The organism is Paraburkholderia sp. MM5477-R1, from assembly GCF_050436385.1.
Lineage (GTDB): Bacteria > Pseudomonadota > Gammaproteobacteria > Burkholderiales > Burkholderiaceae > Paraburkholderia > Paraburkholderia tuberum.
In genome coordinates, this window is record NZ_JBNDMC010000007.1 from 474,140 (window position 1) to 488,715 (window position 14,576).

At 57.7% G+C, this 14,576-nt stretch carries 13 protein-coding genes and 1 pseudogene; 5 read left to right on the top strand and 9 right to left on the bottom strand.

Annotation, left to right across the window (positions count from 1 at the left end; genetic code table 11):
* The first annotated feature begins 15 nt into the window (after window positions 1-15).
* The 4 genes and pseudogenes from OKW35_RS31030 (at window position 16) to OKW35_RS31045 (ending at window position 3,812) form a co-directional block, all read left to right on the top strand.
* Window positions 16-1,318: pseudogene (locus OKW35_RS31030) on the top strand (gallate dioxygenase).
* Between the two features lie 66 nt (window positions 1,319-1,384).
* On the top strand, window positions 1,385-2,410 hold the full coding sequence (locus OKW35_RS31035) for an amidohydrolase family protein (protein WP_429554077.1): 1,026 nt from the start codon (window positions 1,385-1,387) through the stop codon (window positions 2,408-2,410).
* A gap of 2 nt (window positions 2,411-2,412) precedes the next feature.
* Entirely contained in the window at window positions 2,413-3,096 is a 684-nt protein-coding gene (ligK, locus tag OKW35_RS31040) for a 4-carboxy-4-hydroxy-2-oxoadipate aldolase/oxaloacetate decarboxylase (protein ID WP_429554078.1), read from the top strand.
* An 11-nt stretch (window positions 3,097-3,107) separates the two neighbouring features.
* On the top strand, window positions 3,108-3,812 hold the full coding sequence (locus OKW35_RS31045; RefSeq protein WP_429554079.1) for a substrate-binding domain-containing protein: 705 nt from the start codon (window positions 3,108-3,110) through the stop codon (window positions 3,810-3,812).
* 183 nt (window positions 3,813-3,995) lie between these two features.
* Here OKW35_RS31045 and OKW35_RS31050 read toward each other — a convergent pair whose 3' ends face one another.
* From OKW35_RS31050 to OKW35_RS31090, 9 genes are all read right to left on the bottom strand, one after another.
* Window positions 3,996-4,238, bottom strand: a complete 243-nt coding sequence (locus OKW35_RS31050) for a DUF6429 family protein (protein ID WP_090812276.1) — start codon at window positions 4,236-4,238, stop codon at window positions 3,996-3,998.
* The gene (locus OKW35_RS31055; RefSeq protein ID WP_184069115.1) at window positions 4,235-5,329 is read right to left on the bottom strand and encodes an IS630 family transposase; all 1,095 of its coding nucleotides are present in this window, start codon (window positions 5,327-5,329) and stop codon (window positions 4,235-4,237) included. Before OKW35_RS31055 ends, OKW35_RS31050 begins: the two co-directional genes overlap by 4 nt.
* 103 nt (window positions 5,330-5,432) lie before the next feature.
* Window positions 5,433-6,536: a porin gene (locus tag OKW35_RS31060; protein ID WP_429554080.1), complete on the bottom strand. Its 1,104-nt coding sequence runs from the start codon at window positions 6,534-6,536 to the stop codon at window positions 5,433-5,435.
* 40 nt (window positions 6,537-6,576) lie between these two features.
* Window positions 6,577-7,779 (bottom strand): formaldehyde dehydrogenase, glutathione-independent, encoded by a 1,203-nt coding sequence (gene fdhA, locus OKW35_RS31065; RefSeq protein ID WP_429554081.1) that lies wholly within the window; start codon window positions 7,777-7,779, stop codon window positions 6,577-6,579.
* 126 nt (window positions 7,780-7,905) lie between these two features.
* Window positions 7,906-9,081 (bottom strand): LysR family transcriptional regulator, encoded by a 1,176-nt coding sequence (locus OKW35_RS31070; protein ID WP_429554082.1) that lies wholly within the window; start codon window positions 9,079-9,081, stop codon window positions 7,906-7,908.
* Between the two features lie 12 nt (window positions 9,082-9,093).
* The gene (locus OKW35_RS31075; protein ID WP_429554083.1) at window positions 9,094-9,408 is read right to left on the bottom strand and encodes a 2Fe-2S iron-sulfur cluster-binding protein; all 315 of its coding nucleotides are present in this window, start codon (window positions 9,406-9,408) and stop codon (window positions 9,094-9,096) included.
* Between the two features lie 19 nt (window positions 9,409-9,427).
* Window positions 9,428-10,813 carry an MFS transporter gene (locus OKW35_RS31080; protein WP_429554084.1) on the bottom strand — a complete coding sequence of 462 codons (1,386 nt, stop codon included), beginning with the start codon at window positions 10,811-10,813 and terminating at the stop codon, window positions 9,428-9,430.
* Between the two features lie 161 nt (window positions 10,814-10,974).
* Complete coding sequence (locus tag OKW35_RS31085; RefSeq protein ID WP_429554085.1) at window positions 10,975-12,147, bottom strand: Rieske 2Fe-2S domain-containing protein; 1,173 nt, start codon at window positions 12,145-12,147, stop codon at window positions 10,975-10,977.
* A 23-nt stretch (window positions 12,148-12,170) separates the two neighbouring features.
* Window positions 12,171-13,148, bottom strand: coding sequence for a PDR/VanB family oxidoreductase (locus tag OKW35_RS31090; RefSeq protein WP_429554086.1), 978 nt, complete (start codon window positions 13,146-13,148; stop codon window positions 12,171-12,173).
* A 491-nt stretch (window positions 13,149-13,639) separates the two neighbouring features.
* Between OKW35_RS31090 and OKW35_RS31095 the strand changes: the two genes are divergently transcribed.
* Complete coding sequence (locus OKW35_RS31095; RefSeq protein ID WP_429554087.1) at window positions 13,640-14,527, top strand: LysR substrate-binding domain-containing protein; 888 nt, start codon at window positions 13,640-13,642, stop codon at window positions 14,525-14,527.
* Window positions 14,528-14,576 lie beyond the last annotated feature (49 nt).

Below are 14,576 nucleotides of genomic sequence, written 5' to 3' on the forward strand. Positions count from 1 at the left end.
ACTGGGTTCCAAGTAATGGCAAAAATCATTGGCGGACTTGCCGCTTCACACACCCCGACAATCGGCTTCGCGTTCGACAAGAACAAGCGCGACGACCCGGTGTGGGCGCCTATATTCGAAAACTTCGCGCCACTAGCGAATTGGCTCGCTGAGAAACGTCCCGACGTCGTGCTGGCCATCTACAACGACCACGTTACTTCCTTCTTCTTCGACCACTATTCGGCGTTCGCACTCGGCGTGGGCCAGGAGTGGCACGTCGCAGATGAGGGTGGAGGCGCGCGAGACCTGCCCCCCGTACAAGGCCATCCCGAATTTGCCGCTCACATCGGCAAGTCGCTGATGACCGATGAATTCGACATGTCGTTCTTTCAGAACAAACCACTCGACCACGGTTGCTTCTCGCCGTTGTCAATGCTGTGCCCGCACAAGCCGGAGTGGCCAATCAAACTCGTGCCACTTCAGATGGGTGTCCTTCAGTTGCCAGTCCCGAGCGCGCGACGCTTCTACAAGCTCGGCCAGGCACTGCGACGCGCCATCGAGAGCTATCCGGAAGACCTCAAGGTCGCAATCCTGGCGACGGGCGGCCTTTCGCACCAGGTACACGGCGAGCGCTCCGGCTTCAACAACACCGAATGGGACCAGCGCTTCCTCGACCTGTTCGAACGCGACCCGGAGCAGCTTGCAAACATGACAATCGCCGAATTCGCTGAGCTAGGCGGCTACGAAGGTGCTGAAGTCGTCATGTGGCTCACCATGCGAGGGGCGTTGTCCTCGAACGTACTGTGTAAGCATCGAAGCTATTACCTGCCGTCGATGGCCGGCATCGCGACCGCCATCTACGAAGGCGAAGACAGTGAGCTCAATCCTGCAATCGTCGAACGTCATCGCCAGAAGATGGCAATTCAACTGACCGATGTCGAGAAACTCGAAGGAACGTACCCGTTCTCGATTGAAATGGCGGTGCGCGCGTATCGCATCAACGACTATCTCCATCGCATGATTGAACCCGAACATCGCGAAGCCTTCAAGAGCAATGAGGAGGCAAGCTTCGAGGCGGCCGGACTTACGGAGCAGGAGCGCGACCTCATCCGTCGCCGGGACTGGCGCGGACTCCTCCACTACGGCGTCATCTTCTTCATGCTGGAGAAGCTTGGCGCAGTGACGGGCCGTGTCAAATCTGCATATTTATGCGGCGATGCGCGGTGAGACATTGGAAGCATTTCAGAAGACGCGCAACGCGCCCGGGGCGCTTTATTCGGTCGCAGGGAAAGGCGGTCAGAACGTTTCGTGGGACAAGTCTGCGCCGCCGAAGCAATAGGCGCGCTCGGCGAGAAACAACTGCTGCCGCCGCCGGCGCGGTCCCTAACCCGTCAGAGATATCAAGATGATTATTGACATTCACGGCCACTACACAACCGCGCCAAAGGCGTTGGAAAACTGGCGTAACCGGCAGATTGCAGGCATCAAAAATCCGGCAGAGATGCCGAGCGTATCCGAGCTACAGATTAGCGACGATGAACTGCGTGCATCGATTGAGAGCAACCAGCTCCGACTGATGGAGGAGCGTGGCCTCGATTTGACCATTTTCAGCCCCCGGGCCAGTTTCATGGCCCATCACATCGGTGACTTCGAAATTTCGAACACGTGGGCCGCAATTTGCAACGAACTATGTTTCCGCGTGAGTCAGCTCTTTCCGGACCACTTCACGCCAGCAGCGATGCTGCCGCAAAGTCCCGGTGTCGACGTCAGGACCTGTATCCCTGAGCTCGTGAAGTGCGTCGAACAGTATGGCAATGTCGCGATTAACCTGAATCCCGACCCGTCGGGCGGTCACTGGACAAGTCCGCCGCTGTCCGACAAATACTGGTACCCCATCTACGAAAAGATGGTTGAGTACGACATCCCGGCGATGATTCACGTGAGCACAAGTTGCAACGCCTGCTTTCATACGACGGGCGCGCACTATCTGAACGCGGACACGACTGCTTTCATGCAGTGCCTGACGTCGGACCTGTTTCGGGATTTCCCGACGCTACGCTTCGTCATTCCACACGGCGGTGGCGCCGTCCCGTATCACTGGGGACGTTTCCGTGGGCTCGCACAGGAAATGAAAAAGCCGCTGCTCAAAGACCATCTTCTCAACAACATGTTTTTCGATACCTGCGTCTATCACCAGCCGGGTATTGACTTGTTGACCCGCGTCATACCTGTCGACAATGTTCTTTTCGCAAGCGAAATGATTGGGGCAGTTCGTGGTATCGACCCCGAGACGGGCTTCAACTTCGATGACACGAAACGTTATGTCGAAGCAGCGGATATCAGCCCGGAAGCCCGGCACAAGATTTTCGAAGGCAACGCACGTCGAGTTTACCCGCGCCTAGACGCCGCACTCAAAGCGAAGGGAGTTTGACTATGTATGAGATGGGAGTCGTCTACCGCAACATCAAGCGCGCAGACAAAGAGGTGGCCGGCAAACTTGGTGCGCTGGGCTCGGCCACTGTCCACGAGGCGATGGGTCGAACGGGTTTGCTCAAGCCGTATATGCGTCCTATATTTCCTCACGCACAGGCGTACGGCACGGCAGTCACCGTTCTGCTTCATCCTGGTGACAACTGGATGATGCACGTCGCCGCTGAACAGATTCAGCCTGGAGACATCGTTGTTGCAGCGATAACGGCAGATTGCACCGACGGCTACTTTGGCGACCTATTGGCGACCAGCTTCCAGGCACGGGGCGCCAAAGGCCTAGTCATTGATGCGGGCGTGCGCGACGCAAGGGTTCTCGAAGAAATGGGCTTTCCAGTGTGGAGCAAAGCGATTTCCGCAAAGGGAACGATTAAGGCGACGGTGGGTTCGGTCAATATCCCCGTAGTCTGCGCAGGTGCACTGGTCACTCCCGGGGATGTAGTTGTCGCCGACCTGGACGGTATCGTGACCGTTCCCGCCTCCGCCGCTAGCGCGGTGCTTGAGAAAGCCACCGCTCGTGAGGCAAATGAAGCCGAGAAGCGAGCCAGGCTGGCCTCGGGAGTACTCGGGCTCGACATGTACAACATGCGAGAGCCGCTAAAACAGGCTGGGCTGCGCTACATTGACTGACGGGAACCAGCATGTCGACTGATACTCTGAATCTTCCCCTGACAGTCATTTCGTCCATGGCCACGCGTCACGTGCTGACGAAGCTTGCGGACGAATACGAGCGACAGCGGGAGCAGACTGTCTCGGTCTTATCAATTGGCGGTGTGGAGGCGGCTCGCCGCGTTCACGATGGCGAGCGCTTTGATATCGTGGTCCTCGCGTCGGACGCTCTTGAGCGACTGAGCCAAAGTGGTCACCTCCTTCCTGGAAGTCAAATTGATGTGGCGCGTTCGGGGATTGCGGTTGCGGTCAAGCTCGGCGAGCCGCGTCGCGACATCAGTTCAGAAGCGGCCGTACGCGATACCATCCTGCGCGCTAGCACCATCGGATATTCGACGGGACCAAGCGGGGTTCACCTTATCGGTCTACTTCGCAGATGGGGCATCCTCGACGCCGTAGCATCGAGAATCGTGGAGGCCTCACCAGGCGTGCCAGTGGGGAATCTCGTGGCCGACGGGACTGTCGAAATTGGCTTTCAGCAACTCAGTGAGCTTATCCATCAGCCCGGCATTGATGTGATAGGGATGCTTCCTCCAGATATTCAAGCTGCCACGGTTTTCTCCGCTGCCATCTGCGCGACATCGGAACGACGCGAAGCGGCCGCTGGTTTCCTTGAATGCCTGTCCTCGCCCGAGGCCGATTCGGCCAAAATTGCGCACGGCATGGAACCGGTCTGACGTCGACGGACGCATCGGTCTGCGCAGAGTTCTATAGTATTTTCTTTGTCGAATCGATGTATCTCGGATATGTCGTGGAATCAAACATTGTCGGCCGATATTGCACTCGACAAAATCTGTGCAGACCAGCGTCGCGAACGATGACGGCCTCGCGCTAGTGTCCTGAGTTAGAAGTTCGTTGAATCAATTCTCTGTTCTTTCCGGAATGACAAAGTGCTGATTAAAAAGTCGCTCGGACTCGCGCAGTCCTTCTTCCGTAAAGATCACGGACTTCGTCTTGTTGACTGGGTCTTCGATGAGGCCTCGTTCATGGAGCCGGTTCAGCACATCCCAGTCGAAGCCCTTCCATGCACGGTATCGGTCATGCAGGGTCAGGTAGAGGAGCGCGAGGGAAACTTCATCAATTGCGTCGGTATTGATATTCATGATGCTCCTGCCGCAGCCTTGCGGACGCGCACACAAAACCGTTCGAGGCTGGCCAGGATCTCATCGGCCGACTTGCTCCAGACAAACGGTTTGGGGTTCGCGTTATAGACATCCAGATAATGACGGATCGCGTCTTCGAGTTGACGTGTCGACCGATGCGTACCGCGTCGAAGGTATTTTTCAGTGAGCGCGGCAAACCATCGTTCGACCTGGTTAAGCCACGACGCCGAGGTGGGTGTGAAGTGAACATGGAAGCGAGGATGACGAGCGAACCAGGCTTTGATCGAGGGCGTTTTGTGCGTGCCATAGTTGTCCATTACCAGATGCACCTCCAGGTAAGACGGCACGCTGGCTTCGATGGTGCGCAGAAAGCGCACAAATTCGCTGCTGCGATGGCGCCGATGTACCTCGCCGATTACTTCACCAGTAGCGATGTCCAGCGCCGCGAACAGGGTGGTCGTACCGTGGCGCATGTAATCGTGGGTACGTCGCTCAGGGATGCCGGGTGCCAACGGCAACATGGGTTGCGTGCGATCGAGCGCCTGAATCTGGCTCTTCTCGTCCACGCACAGCACCATGGCCTTGAGCGGCGGGTCCAGGTAAAGCCCGACGATATCCCGCACCTTGTCGACGAACATCGGATCGCTGGAGAGCTTGAACGTCTCCTGCCGATGCGGTTGCAAGCCAAAAGCACGCCAGATTCGTGTGACCGCTGTCTGCGACAATTTCATTTCGCGAGCCATCGTGCGCGTGCTCCAGTGAGTCGCTCCGACAGGCACGGACTCGAGCGTCTTCGCGATGACCGCATCGACGCGCGCGTCATCAATCGTCCTCGGTGCGCCGGGCCGTGGTGCATCAAGCAGGCCGTCCACACGATGGCTCACGAATCGCGCCCGCCACTTCGAAACCGTTTGCTGTGTGACCCGCTGTTTCGCCGCAACTGTCTTGTTGTCCATGCCATCGGCACAGGCCAACACGATGCGCGCCCGCAATGCCAGGGCCTGCGCGGTCTTGCGTCGCATCGTCAGCGCTTGCAGGTCTTCGCGCTCCGAATCGCTCAGCACGAGTTCCCCTTTGGACCGTCCACTCATCGTTGCCTCCGCGTATCAAGTGCTACACAGGACACTTTAGTACGTGATCGGCATCATTCAATGAATTTTTAACTCAGGACACTAGCGAGGGCCGTCATCGAGGTCAAAACTTCGTCTTTAATCCTACGCGGCCGATAAATTGATTGGGCCCGCTCGATGCCGCGTTGGCACCTGTAAGACCCATAATCAACGCGTGCGCTCCTTCATTTGCTCGTTGATAGACCGTCATCGCGTAAACGCTGGTTCGTTTGGAAAGAAAGTATTCCCCAGTGAGGTCAATCTGGTGTGCGTGATTGTTGCTCACCACCTCGTTTCCCTTCATGTAAGCATAGCTTGCACTGAGACTGACGTCGGGGCGAACGAAATAGTCGATGCCCGTCGAACCTTGCCAGATGCCGCCCCCGTTCGCCGTATTTTTGACGGTGACGAACAGGGCGCTGACCAGAACAGGGCCGAACTGGTAACGCGTGCCGGCACCCCAGTTGCGCACTCCGACCTGCGGCCCAATAGTTCCGGCGGTGGCCGGATATTTAACGAACGTGTATGCCGCATCAGCTCCGAAGCCACCGTTTGCGTAGTTGACGGCGAAGCTCGTTGCATTGCCGGTTCCCAACGAGCCCGCAACGTTTCCGAAACCATACATTGCCCCGGCACTCAAGCCCGCAAATACTGGCGTGGTGTACTTGACCGAATTCGCGATGCGTCCCGCCGCGCGGTACCAGTCAAAGTTGCCCGTGGGATTACTGGGCAGCCCTAAAGCCTGGAAGGGACCTGCACCTTGGCCATAAAGATGGCCCGTGTAGATGGCTGGGTCATCCTTCGTGTTGTACAGCGCGTCGACCATAAAATCATACTGATTGCCTAAAGTAAGCGTCCCGTACTGGCCATTGGTCAGGCCGACATAGGCGTTCCGGCTGAAAAGGCTTTGGCCGGGCAACAAAGAGCCAGAGTTCAAAACGAACTGGCTTACGAGATTAAAGATAACCTTCGTGCCGCCACCAATATCTTCCCGTCCAATAAAACCCCAAAGATTCGGCCCATTGATGCCGTCGTCGGTCTGCCATGCGCTATGTCCGCCACGGTTGCTCACATACGAAATACCCGTGTCGATTGTGCCAAAAAGCGTCACGCTACTCTGTGCTTGGACATTGAGAGCAACGCTCCCCAGCACTGTCACCAAGCTGGCGGCAATCAGTTTCGTTTTCATTTTTAGTCTCCAAACGCTGCTTTATTATTAATTCTGTCGACTACGCCGCTTTGCGCAGCGTCCCATGAGGGTCGATGACGAATTTCTTAGGCGCTCCGGCGTCAAACTGCGCGTATCCGGTCGGAGCGTCATCGAGCGAGATGACCTGGACATTAACAGCACGAGCGATGTCGATGCGGTCCCAGAGAATTGCGCGCATCAGGTCGCGGTTGTATTTCATGACCGGCGTTTGTCCCGTGAAGAAGCTGTGCGACTTCGCCCAGCCCAAGCCAAGCCTCACGGACAAGCTGCCTTGTTTCGCGGCAGAATCTGTTGCACCCGGGTCATCCGTTACGTACAGGCCGGGGATGCCAATCTGGCCGGCAACGCGGGTGACTTCCATCAGCGAGTTCAACACTGTCGCCGGTGCTTCATGACGTGACCCGTCGTGCCCATGGCCGCGTGCTTCGAAGCCGACGCAGTCAATCGCACAATCGACCTCCGGTTCACCGAGGATGGCCGCGATTTGCTCCGTCAAGGGCGCATCCAAGGACAGGTCTACGGTTTCAAAGCCGACTGCTCTGGCATGTTCGAGGCGTGCCGGGTTAACGTCGCCAACAATCGTGACCGCTGCACCAAGCAGCCGCGCGGAAGCGGCTGCTGCCATGCCAACAGGACCAGCGCCCGCGACATATACGCTGGCACCCGGGCGAACGCCTGCGGTCACAGCCCCGTGGTACCCCGTCGGGAGGATGTCCGACAGGCACGTCAGGTCGCGAATCTTCTCCATCGCGCGGTCCCTGTCAGGGAACTTCAATAGATTGAAGTCGGCGAACGGTACAAAAACGTACTCGGCCTGACCGCCAATCCACCCGCCCATGTCGACGTAGCCATAGGCGCCGCCAGGACGAGCCGGATTCACCGTAAGGCAAACGCCCGTGTTCTGTGCCTTGCACATCGGACAACGGCCGCAAGCGACGTTGAAGGGAACGGATACCAAATCACCCTTCTGCAGGGTAATGACGTCGGAACCGACTTCGATAACTTCACCGGTGATTTCGTGCCCGAGGACAAGCCCTTGCTGCGCAGTTGTTCGTCCCCGGACCATATGCTGGTCGGACCCGCAGATGTTCGTTGAGACAACTTTCAGGATGACACCGTGGTTGGCGCGACGTCCCGCAGGGTTCACCATCTCGGGAAACGGAATATCCTTGACCGCTACTTTGCCTGGCTCGATGTATACAACTCCGCGATTTTGACTCATCTCATCTCCATAGATACGAGCGCATTAATCCCTAATGCGTGAAGCTTCTGCCGGGTGCAGAAAGAATTAAGGGCGTGTCCGGGTCGCGTGCCATCTGACTCGTGTTCACCGATACATTCGCCGCAATCATTTGCGCCAATCTCGTCGCCGCCGGCGACTCGAGAACGCCGGCGCGCCGTGTGATTCAAATCGAGCGAACCGTTCCGGACAAACTGACAGGTAGGGCCGTAACTTCTCCGGACCGATTTCGGCCGACATCTGGCTAGCCGACACGGCTGCTAGCAAATCGGTTTGCGCTAGAAGACGACGGACGATGGCTGCATCGCCCGTCTCGACAACGACCGTAGGCTCTGGGTGATTCAATGCTGCGAAGGCACTGGATAGCAGCGTTCGTGCGGGCGTGTCCCGCCGAGGCGTTATCCATCGATAGCCAGCAAGGTCTTTCAAGCCGACACTGCGGCTCTGCGTAAGCGGATGCCCGCGTCGCACGACGATTGCGAGTGGTTCACGAAAGAGCTCTCGTGTTTCAAAATCTGGAGCCTGTTCCGCGTCTCTGAGTGCGCCGACGATGAAATCAAGTTCGCCCGCACGTAGAGCGGCGCACAAGTCTTCGAATGGGCTTTCCACTGTACTGACCAGCACGTTCGGATGCGCTGCTACCAGTTGGGCGATGGCTTCTGGAAGGATTGACGCGCGTGCAAGCGGCAAAGCGCCAACGGCTACCTCACCAGTAATCTCGCCCGTTCTCAACGCAATATCGCTCCGCAATCGCGCGACATCATTGAGGGCCCGACGAGTCGACTGCCCTAAAAGCGCGGCGTGGTCAGTCGGAGAGAGACCTCGGGTTGTTCGAACGAAGAGGCGTTCCGAGATGCATGCTTCGAGACTAGATATTGCCGCACTGACTGCCGGTTGGCTCACACCAACCTGTTTCGCCACGGTGGGCATATGGCGACACCGGAGAAGCCTCGAGAACATTTCAAGACGCCTTCCACAAAGCACGGCCGGGGGAACATATCGGTACATCGCCTCTGGCTGTGCAGTGGGAACCTTGTCTTTGCTCCAGGCGGCAAGTTCCTGCATGACCGCATGCGCCCGAGGCAATATTGCTTCGGCTGCAGAAGTTGGCACGATACCGCTGGGACGTCGCTCAAACAGCTGTGTGTCGAGGAGCAGTTCGAATTCCTGGACAGCTCGAGTGACCGCAGACTGCGCCCGGAACAACGTCCTGGATGCGCCAGAAATGCTTCCGGTGTCTGCGACCGCGAGGAATGTACGCAGATAAGCAAGATTCATTGACATGAAATCACCACCTTAGATGTCAATCACGAGGCGATTTACTCCCCGAGAGCAACATGGGGTGAACTGGTCGTTCTCCGCGTGCTCTGAGTCAGTCAGGAATACGTCTCTATGGATGGGGGTGACATCCAGCACACGCATCACACAGGTTCCGCAGCTACCTTGGTTACAGGACGAGGGAATCACCACGTCGTTTTCCATCAGCGCCTCGATAACGGTCTGGTCTGACCGGACCGTAATCACTTCTCCAGTGCTGGCAAATTCAATCTCGAATGGCAAGTCTGCGGGCCCCACTGTACGGGTGCGGTTGATGAGTCTTGCCTCGAGCATGTCGGCCTCCGTCGCGAGATTAGGCGCTGCCTTTCGCCGATACGGCTATCAGGTTTTCAGGGCGCTTGCGCGCTGCTAGCATCAGCGCGAAGAAGCTTACGCTGGCAAGGAAGCACGGAATTGAAGCGACCTTGAGGAGCGACGGCACGGCCATTCCGGTCGCAAGCAGAACACTGCCGCTCATCGTTCCAAACACGGAACCAAGACGGCCACAACCGGCCGTCCAGCCAATACCCGTAGCCCGAACAGCTGTGGGGTACATAAAGCTCGCGAGGATGCTTGAACCAGTCACACAAGCGCCGCACGAAGCACCGACCGCCATGATGACGACAGCTGCCGGCAACAGGTCACTCACGACATTCCCAATTACTATGAGGCAGACCGCAGCAATAAACGCGCTGACGACCATGCAGAGATGGCGGCTGTAACGGTCCATCAGGAATCCCACGGTTAAACTGCCGAACGGCGAACCAATGAGGAACAGACTAAGAAGAAGTGACGTTTCACCCAGCGAATGTTTCGTTGAGTGCAGGAGAATGGGCAACCAGTTCGTCAGGAAATACACGACCATCAACGTACAGAACGATGCCAGCCAAAGGAGCAATGTCGAGCTGGCGAGTCCATCTTTGAACAGGTCCAAGACGACCGCGCGGCTTTCCTTCTCATTGCGCGATGAGAACGTGGCTGAAGAGAAATCCTGCTCAGGCGCAATCTTCGACATGACGCGTCGCACTTTTGACTGTCCGGCATGATGCAGCAGAAGGAAGCGTACGGAATCGGGAACCCGAATCGCAATGGCAATCAGCAGGAGCAAAGGCAAGACGCCGCCGATGACAAACATCGAAGACCAGCCGTAGACCGGAATCATCTTGGCGGCAACGAAACCCGCAATACCACCGCCTAATGGGATACCGCAGCCGAGCCACGCCAGTTGGGAAGAACGTCGGTCGCGCGGACACATTTCTGCAATCAGCGCCATCGCGCTCGGGCCCGCGCCCCCAAGTCCCAGTCCTGCAAGAAAGCGAAGCGTGGTTAGCGAAGAGAGACTGTGGAAAAGCGAAGAGAGCAGCGTGAAGCCACCGAAAATCGCCACCGAGGCAATAAGAACGCGCTTTCGGCCCACCTTGTCTGCGAGCGGCCCACAAAGGAACGCACCCACAGTGAGACCGCCCAAGCCCGCCGCGAAGAGTGGCCCAAGCTCTTTCGGTGCGAGGTGCAAAATGCCAGCCAGCGACGGGGCCATATACGCAATCATGACTGCGTCAAAGCCGTCCAGTACGAGCACGGCGACGCATATCGCGATGACGCTCAGTTGGTAAAACGACATTTTTCGTCCGTCGATAAACGACTGAACGTCTATGGTGCTTTGGCTCGACGGTGCGGCCGGGGACTTGTGGCTAATCACGGGAATGTCTCCTACGTCATAACGTTAGTTGTACGTCTTATTAGAATGTGGGTCGGGCCGAAACTTGATTGCCTGGATGAACATTGACTTCGGACTTTCAGGGCGCCCGCCTCAGCCTAGGGGCTGGCGAGCGCCTGCACAAAAAAGAGAACTCGTATTGCTTACGCCGGGTTCTGCTTATTTGCGTCAGTGCATTGCCCCGTGGTTGCGCAAGGGCTGGTTCCTTGCGGACCCGCTTCCTGAGCTGCCAGCCGATAGAGAACCTGGCGCATCAGCAAGCCCGGTTTGTCGGGCGCAAAGTTCAGGTCGAACTGCGGTTGTGTGTCGGAGGACACCGTCTGAAGAATCCACTCGAGAGCATCGACGTCTTCCTGATACGCCTTTGAAGAAGCTGCGTAGAGATGAGCGTCGATTTCCTTGTCATCAAGCTTGAAGTTGCGGCTACAGAACCACCAGTAGTGGATGCTTCCGTTTGTCTCCGGGGTGAAGACGTGCGTGATATTGAAGCGATAAGTGCGAGGCTGCCCGCTCGGGTCATTGTTGTCGACGATACGGGCGTACGCAGTGTGAAGCGACGGCGACACAAATCGGGCTTCCGAGAAGCGGTCGACCGGTTTCCCCATCAAGCCTGTCGGGATACCATAGACTCCAGGCGGCGGCGAATTAAGCAATTCACGGTCAATCACGACGACATCGCCTTCGACACGAACCTTTAGTCGCGAGCGAGCGTATTCGGGGGTACCGATTGCGCCCGGATGAAGGAACGGAAAGTGTGTCTGGTCGAGAAGGTTCTCGTGCATCGACACATAGTCGGACTTCATGTGGAACGTATCGCCGACGCTCTTCCATTCCGGGTCGGGCAACCAGTCGGTGTTGGGTACGAGGTTCTCGTCCGCTGCATCGGGGTCGCCCATCCAAATCCAGATGAGTGGGCTGCGTTCGACGGTGGGAAAGCTACGGACATTCGCATTCGTAGGGATGATGGGCATTGCCGGCATGTTCACACAGCGGCCTGAAGGGTCGAACTGCATTCCGTGATAGCCGCACACGAGAACGTCGCCAATCAGCTTGCCTTTCGCGAGCGGGAACGACCGGTGCGGGCATCGATTGCGCACTGCCACGACTTCGCCTGCCATCGTCCTGTAGAGGGCAACATCGACGCCAAGCAGGCGCCGACTGATGATGTCGCGGGAAACATCCGAACTCCTCGCAGCGACATACCAGCTGTTTCGAACCAGAGGCGTCGAATGGTCGGCGAATCCACCCGGAGTGAATCCAGGCACGTCGAAGTCGTGTTCCGGCGCTTGATGAGCAACCGTAAGTTTGAAACTCATCACTTTCTCCAAGATGGGGCCGCTCAGGCGTCCAGCACGATTTCGCGACCTGCTGTTCGCGAAACGCAGATGCACATCGTGTCGCCGGCAGCCTTTTCTTCTTCAGTCAGATACAGGTCGTTGTGCTGGAGCGGGCCATCGCTCGATACGACCTTGAGCGGGCACAGACCGCACTCGCCACGCCTGCAATCCCAGAGTACGGGAACACCTGCCGCATTCAATGCGTCGAGGATGCTAGCGTCCGCGCTAACGCGAACCGTGCGGCCACTGCGGAGGAGTCGAACATCGAAAGCATTCGCGTCGGCGCCACGAGAAGCGCCAAACGCCTCGCTGCGGACTCGGTCAGGGTTCCAACCCAATTCTTTTCCGGCGGCATGAGTGGCGGCAATCATTGCACCAGGACCGCATACATACACCGTGGTGCCGTCTTCCTGGTCACGGAGCAGCTTGACCATGTCGAGCACGCCCGCGTCATCGCTGTAATGAAAGGTCGCGGACTCTGCCGCGAGGCGACTGAGTTCGCGGTGGTAGGCCATCGAGTCCCGATTGCGACCTGCGTAAAGGAGCTTGAAGTAGCGCTGCCGGCGCACGAGACTGCGAGCCATCGAGAAGATGGGCGTGACACCGATGCCGCCAGCGATGAGCAGGATAGGACCCGGCCTGCGGTCCAGCGGGAAGTTGTTCGTCGGAGGAGCGATTTCGAGCCGTGTCCCCGGCACGAACGTGGCATGAATATGAGCTGAGCCTCGCGTATCGCTGTCTCGCTGGACGGCAATCCGATAAGTTGTGCGTGGGTCAGATTCGCTGTCGCTGCCACCGATGAGTGAATAATGTCGAACGATTAGTCCACGTTCGGGAGACACCGTGTGCAGCGCTACGTGCGCCCCAGGTGCGTACTCGGGAAGGAACCGACCATCGACCGAGGTAAGGAGATATTCCCTCACTCGTTCCGTGAGCTGCCGAACTCGAGTGACTTCTACGCTGATATTGCTTTGTGCCATCTCTCTACCTCGCTTGCTACCAATACGATTGATGCGGCCGGCCGGACCCAGCGCACTTTGAAGTCGCATGGGCCGTAGCAGCGGCGGACCTACATGACGGCATGGATTGCCGGGACCGCGCGCGAGCCAGTGCGGGACCGTTGCCGGTCCGCGCCTGTCTGCATGGGGCGAAAATAAGTTGGTCGCTTTTCCAATCTGCCGGGGATTTCCTGGCGCCGACGGACGAACGGCGGAGCGCGGCAGCGCTCGTCTTCGACGGCATTGCAATGCGCTCAGGGTTTTCGAGAGGTTCGTGCTGGCTATCCGCCGGCATGGTTTGCCAAAGCCGGTGGTCCATGGCTGTCTCCGGAATTGTTTGTATGTGGGGCGTTCGACGATGTTTGTCGATTTCGCATGTGACAATTCTATTGATGCAAAACTAGCTCGATTAAAGTAAATTTCGGATTTGTGTAATCGATTTTTTGCATTAATCAGACTGATAAAGAGGCACCATGGACGTCATTACCCACGTTCGGACATTCGTCGCGGTCGTGAAATTCGGCACTTTCGCCGACGCCGCGCGAGGTCTCGACGTTGTGCCATCAGTTGTGGCGCGCCGTATTGCGCAGCTCGAGCAGGAACTGAATACCCGACTTTTTGAACGAAACACGCGCAGCGTGGCGCTGACCGAAGCGGGCGAGAAATTCTATGCCCGCGCGGTCGACCTCGTTGCAGAGTTCGACGAACTTCTGACATCGGTCGAGCGAGACGCGGGCAAGCTCGAGGGTCACCTACGCGTGATGGCGCCGACGACGCTCGCCACGCAGGAATTAGCGCCGGTCTTCTGCGCGTTCCTAGCCCGCCATCCGCGAATAACCATGCAACTGGCGCTCGTCGACCGTTCCGCAAACCCTGCTGAGTCCGGGTTTGATATCGCAATCAGTGGGCGTCTCGCCAGCTACGAAGGCGTCGTGGACGTGCCGTTACAGCCAGTTAATTCAGTGCTATGCGCCGCGCCGGGATACGTCGAAGCCACGCGGCGGCCGACACATCCCCGAGACCTGGTTACGCATTCGTGTCTAGTATTTGCTCCGATTGGAGTAACTTGGCACTTTCAGTCTAGCCGGGGAGTGGTCTCAGTTGACGTACCCCCTCGGCTGCAGGCTGATGACAATCTGACTTTGCTTCAGGCCGCCAAATCGGGTTTAGGCATTGCGCTGTTGCCCAGATATATCTCGGCGTCGGCCCTCAGGTCGGGCGAGCTTGTGCGGGTACTACCTGAGTATTCGCCCCAGGAAAGCTGGTTCAAAGCCTATGTGCCTCGCCGACGCATGAGCCTGGCTAGAGTCAAGGCGTTCCTCGACTGGATGACTTCGGAATGGGTGCCAACTGATGCATGAAATCAGAATGGACGGTCGCTCGGGCTACTCGTCGTCTGCGTCGAGGCGC

Bases quoted from the DNA above. Each gene is read 5' to 3' on its own strand.
- OKW35_RS31085 (WP_429554085.1), bottom strand. From the start codon at position 12,147: ATGAGTTTCAAACTTACGGTTGCTCATCAAGCGCCGGAACACGACTTC.
- OKW35_RS31075 (WP_429554083.1), bottom strand. From the start codon at position 9,408: ATGCTCGAGGCAAGACTCATCAACCGCACCCGTACAGTGGGGCCCGCA.
- OKW35_RS31095 (WP_429554087.1), top strand. From the start codon at position 13,640: ATGGACGTCATTACCCACGTTCGGACATTCGTCGCGGTCGTGAAATTC.
- ligK (WP_429554078.1), top strand. From the start codon at position 2,413: ATGTATGAGATGGGAGTCGTCTACCGCAACATCAAGCGCGCAGACAAA.
- fdhA (WP_429554081.1), bottom strand. From the start codon at position 7,779: ATGAGTCAAAATCGCGGAGTTGTATACATCGAGCCAGGCAAAGTAGCG.
- OKW35_RS31055 (WP_184069115.1), bottom strand. From the start codon at position 5,329: ATGAGTGGACGGTCCAAAGGGGAACTCGTGCTGAGCGATTCGGAGCGC.
- OKW35_RS31035 (WP_429554077.1), top strand. From the start codon at position 1,385: ATGATTATTGACATTCACGGCCACTACACAACCGCGCCAAAGGCGTTG.
- OKW35_RS31090 (WP_429554086.1), bottom strand. From the start codon at position 13,148: ATGGCACAAAGCAATATCAGCGTAGAAGTCACTCGAGTTCGGCAGCTC.
- OKW35_RS31060 (WP_429554080.1), bottom strand. From the start codon at position 6,536: ATGAAAACGAAACTGATTGCCGCCAGCTTGGTGACAGTGCTGGGGAGC.
- OKW35_RS31045 (WP_429554079.1), top strand. From the start codon at position 3,108: ATGTCGACTGATACTCTGAATCTTCCCCTGACAGTCATTTCGTCCATG.
- OKW35_RS31070 (WP_429554082.1), bottom strand. From the start codon at position 9,081: ATGTCAATGAATCTTGCTTATCTGCGTACATTCCTCGCGGTCGCAGAC.
- OKW35_RS31050 (WP_090812276.1), bottom strand. From the start codon at position 4,238: ATGAATATCAATACCGACGCAATTGATGAAGTTTCCCTCGCGCTCCTC.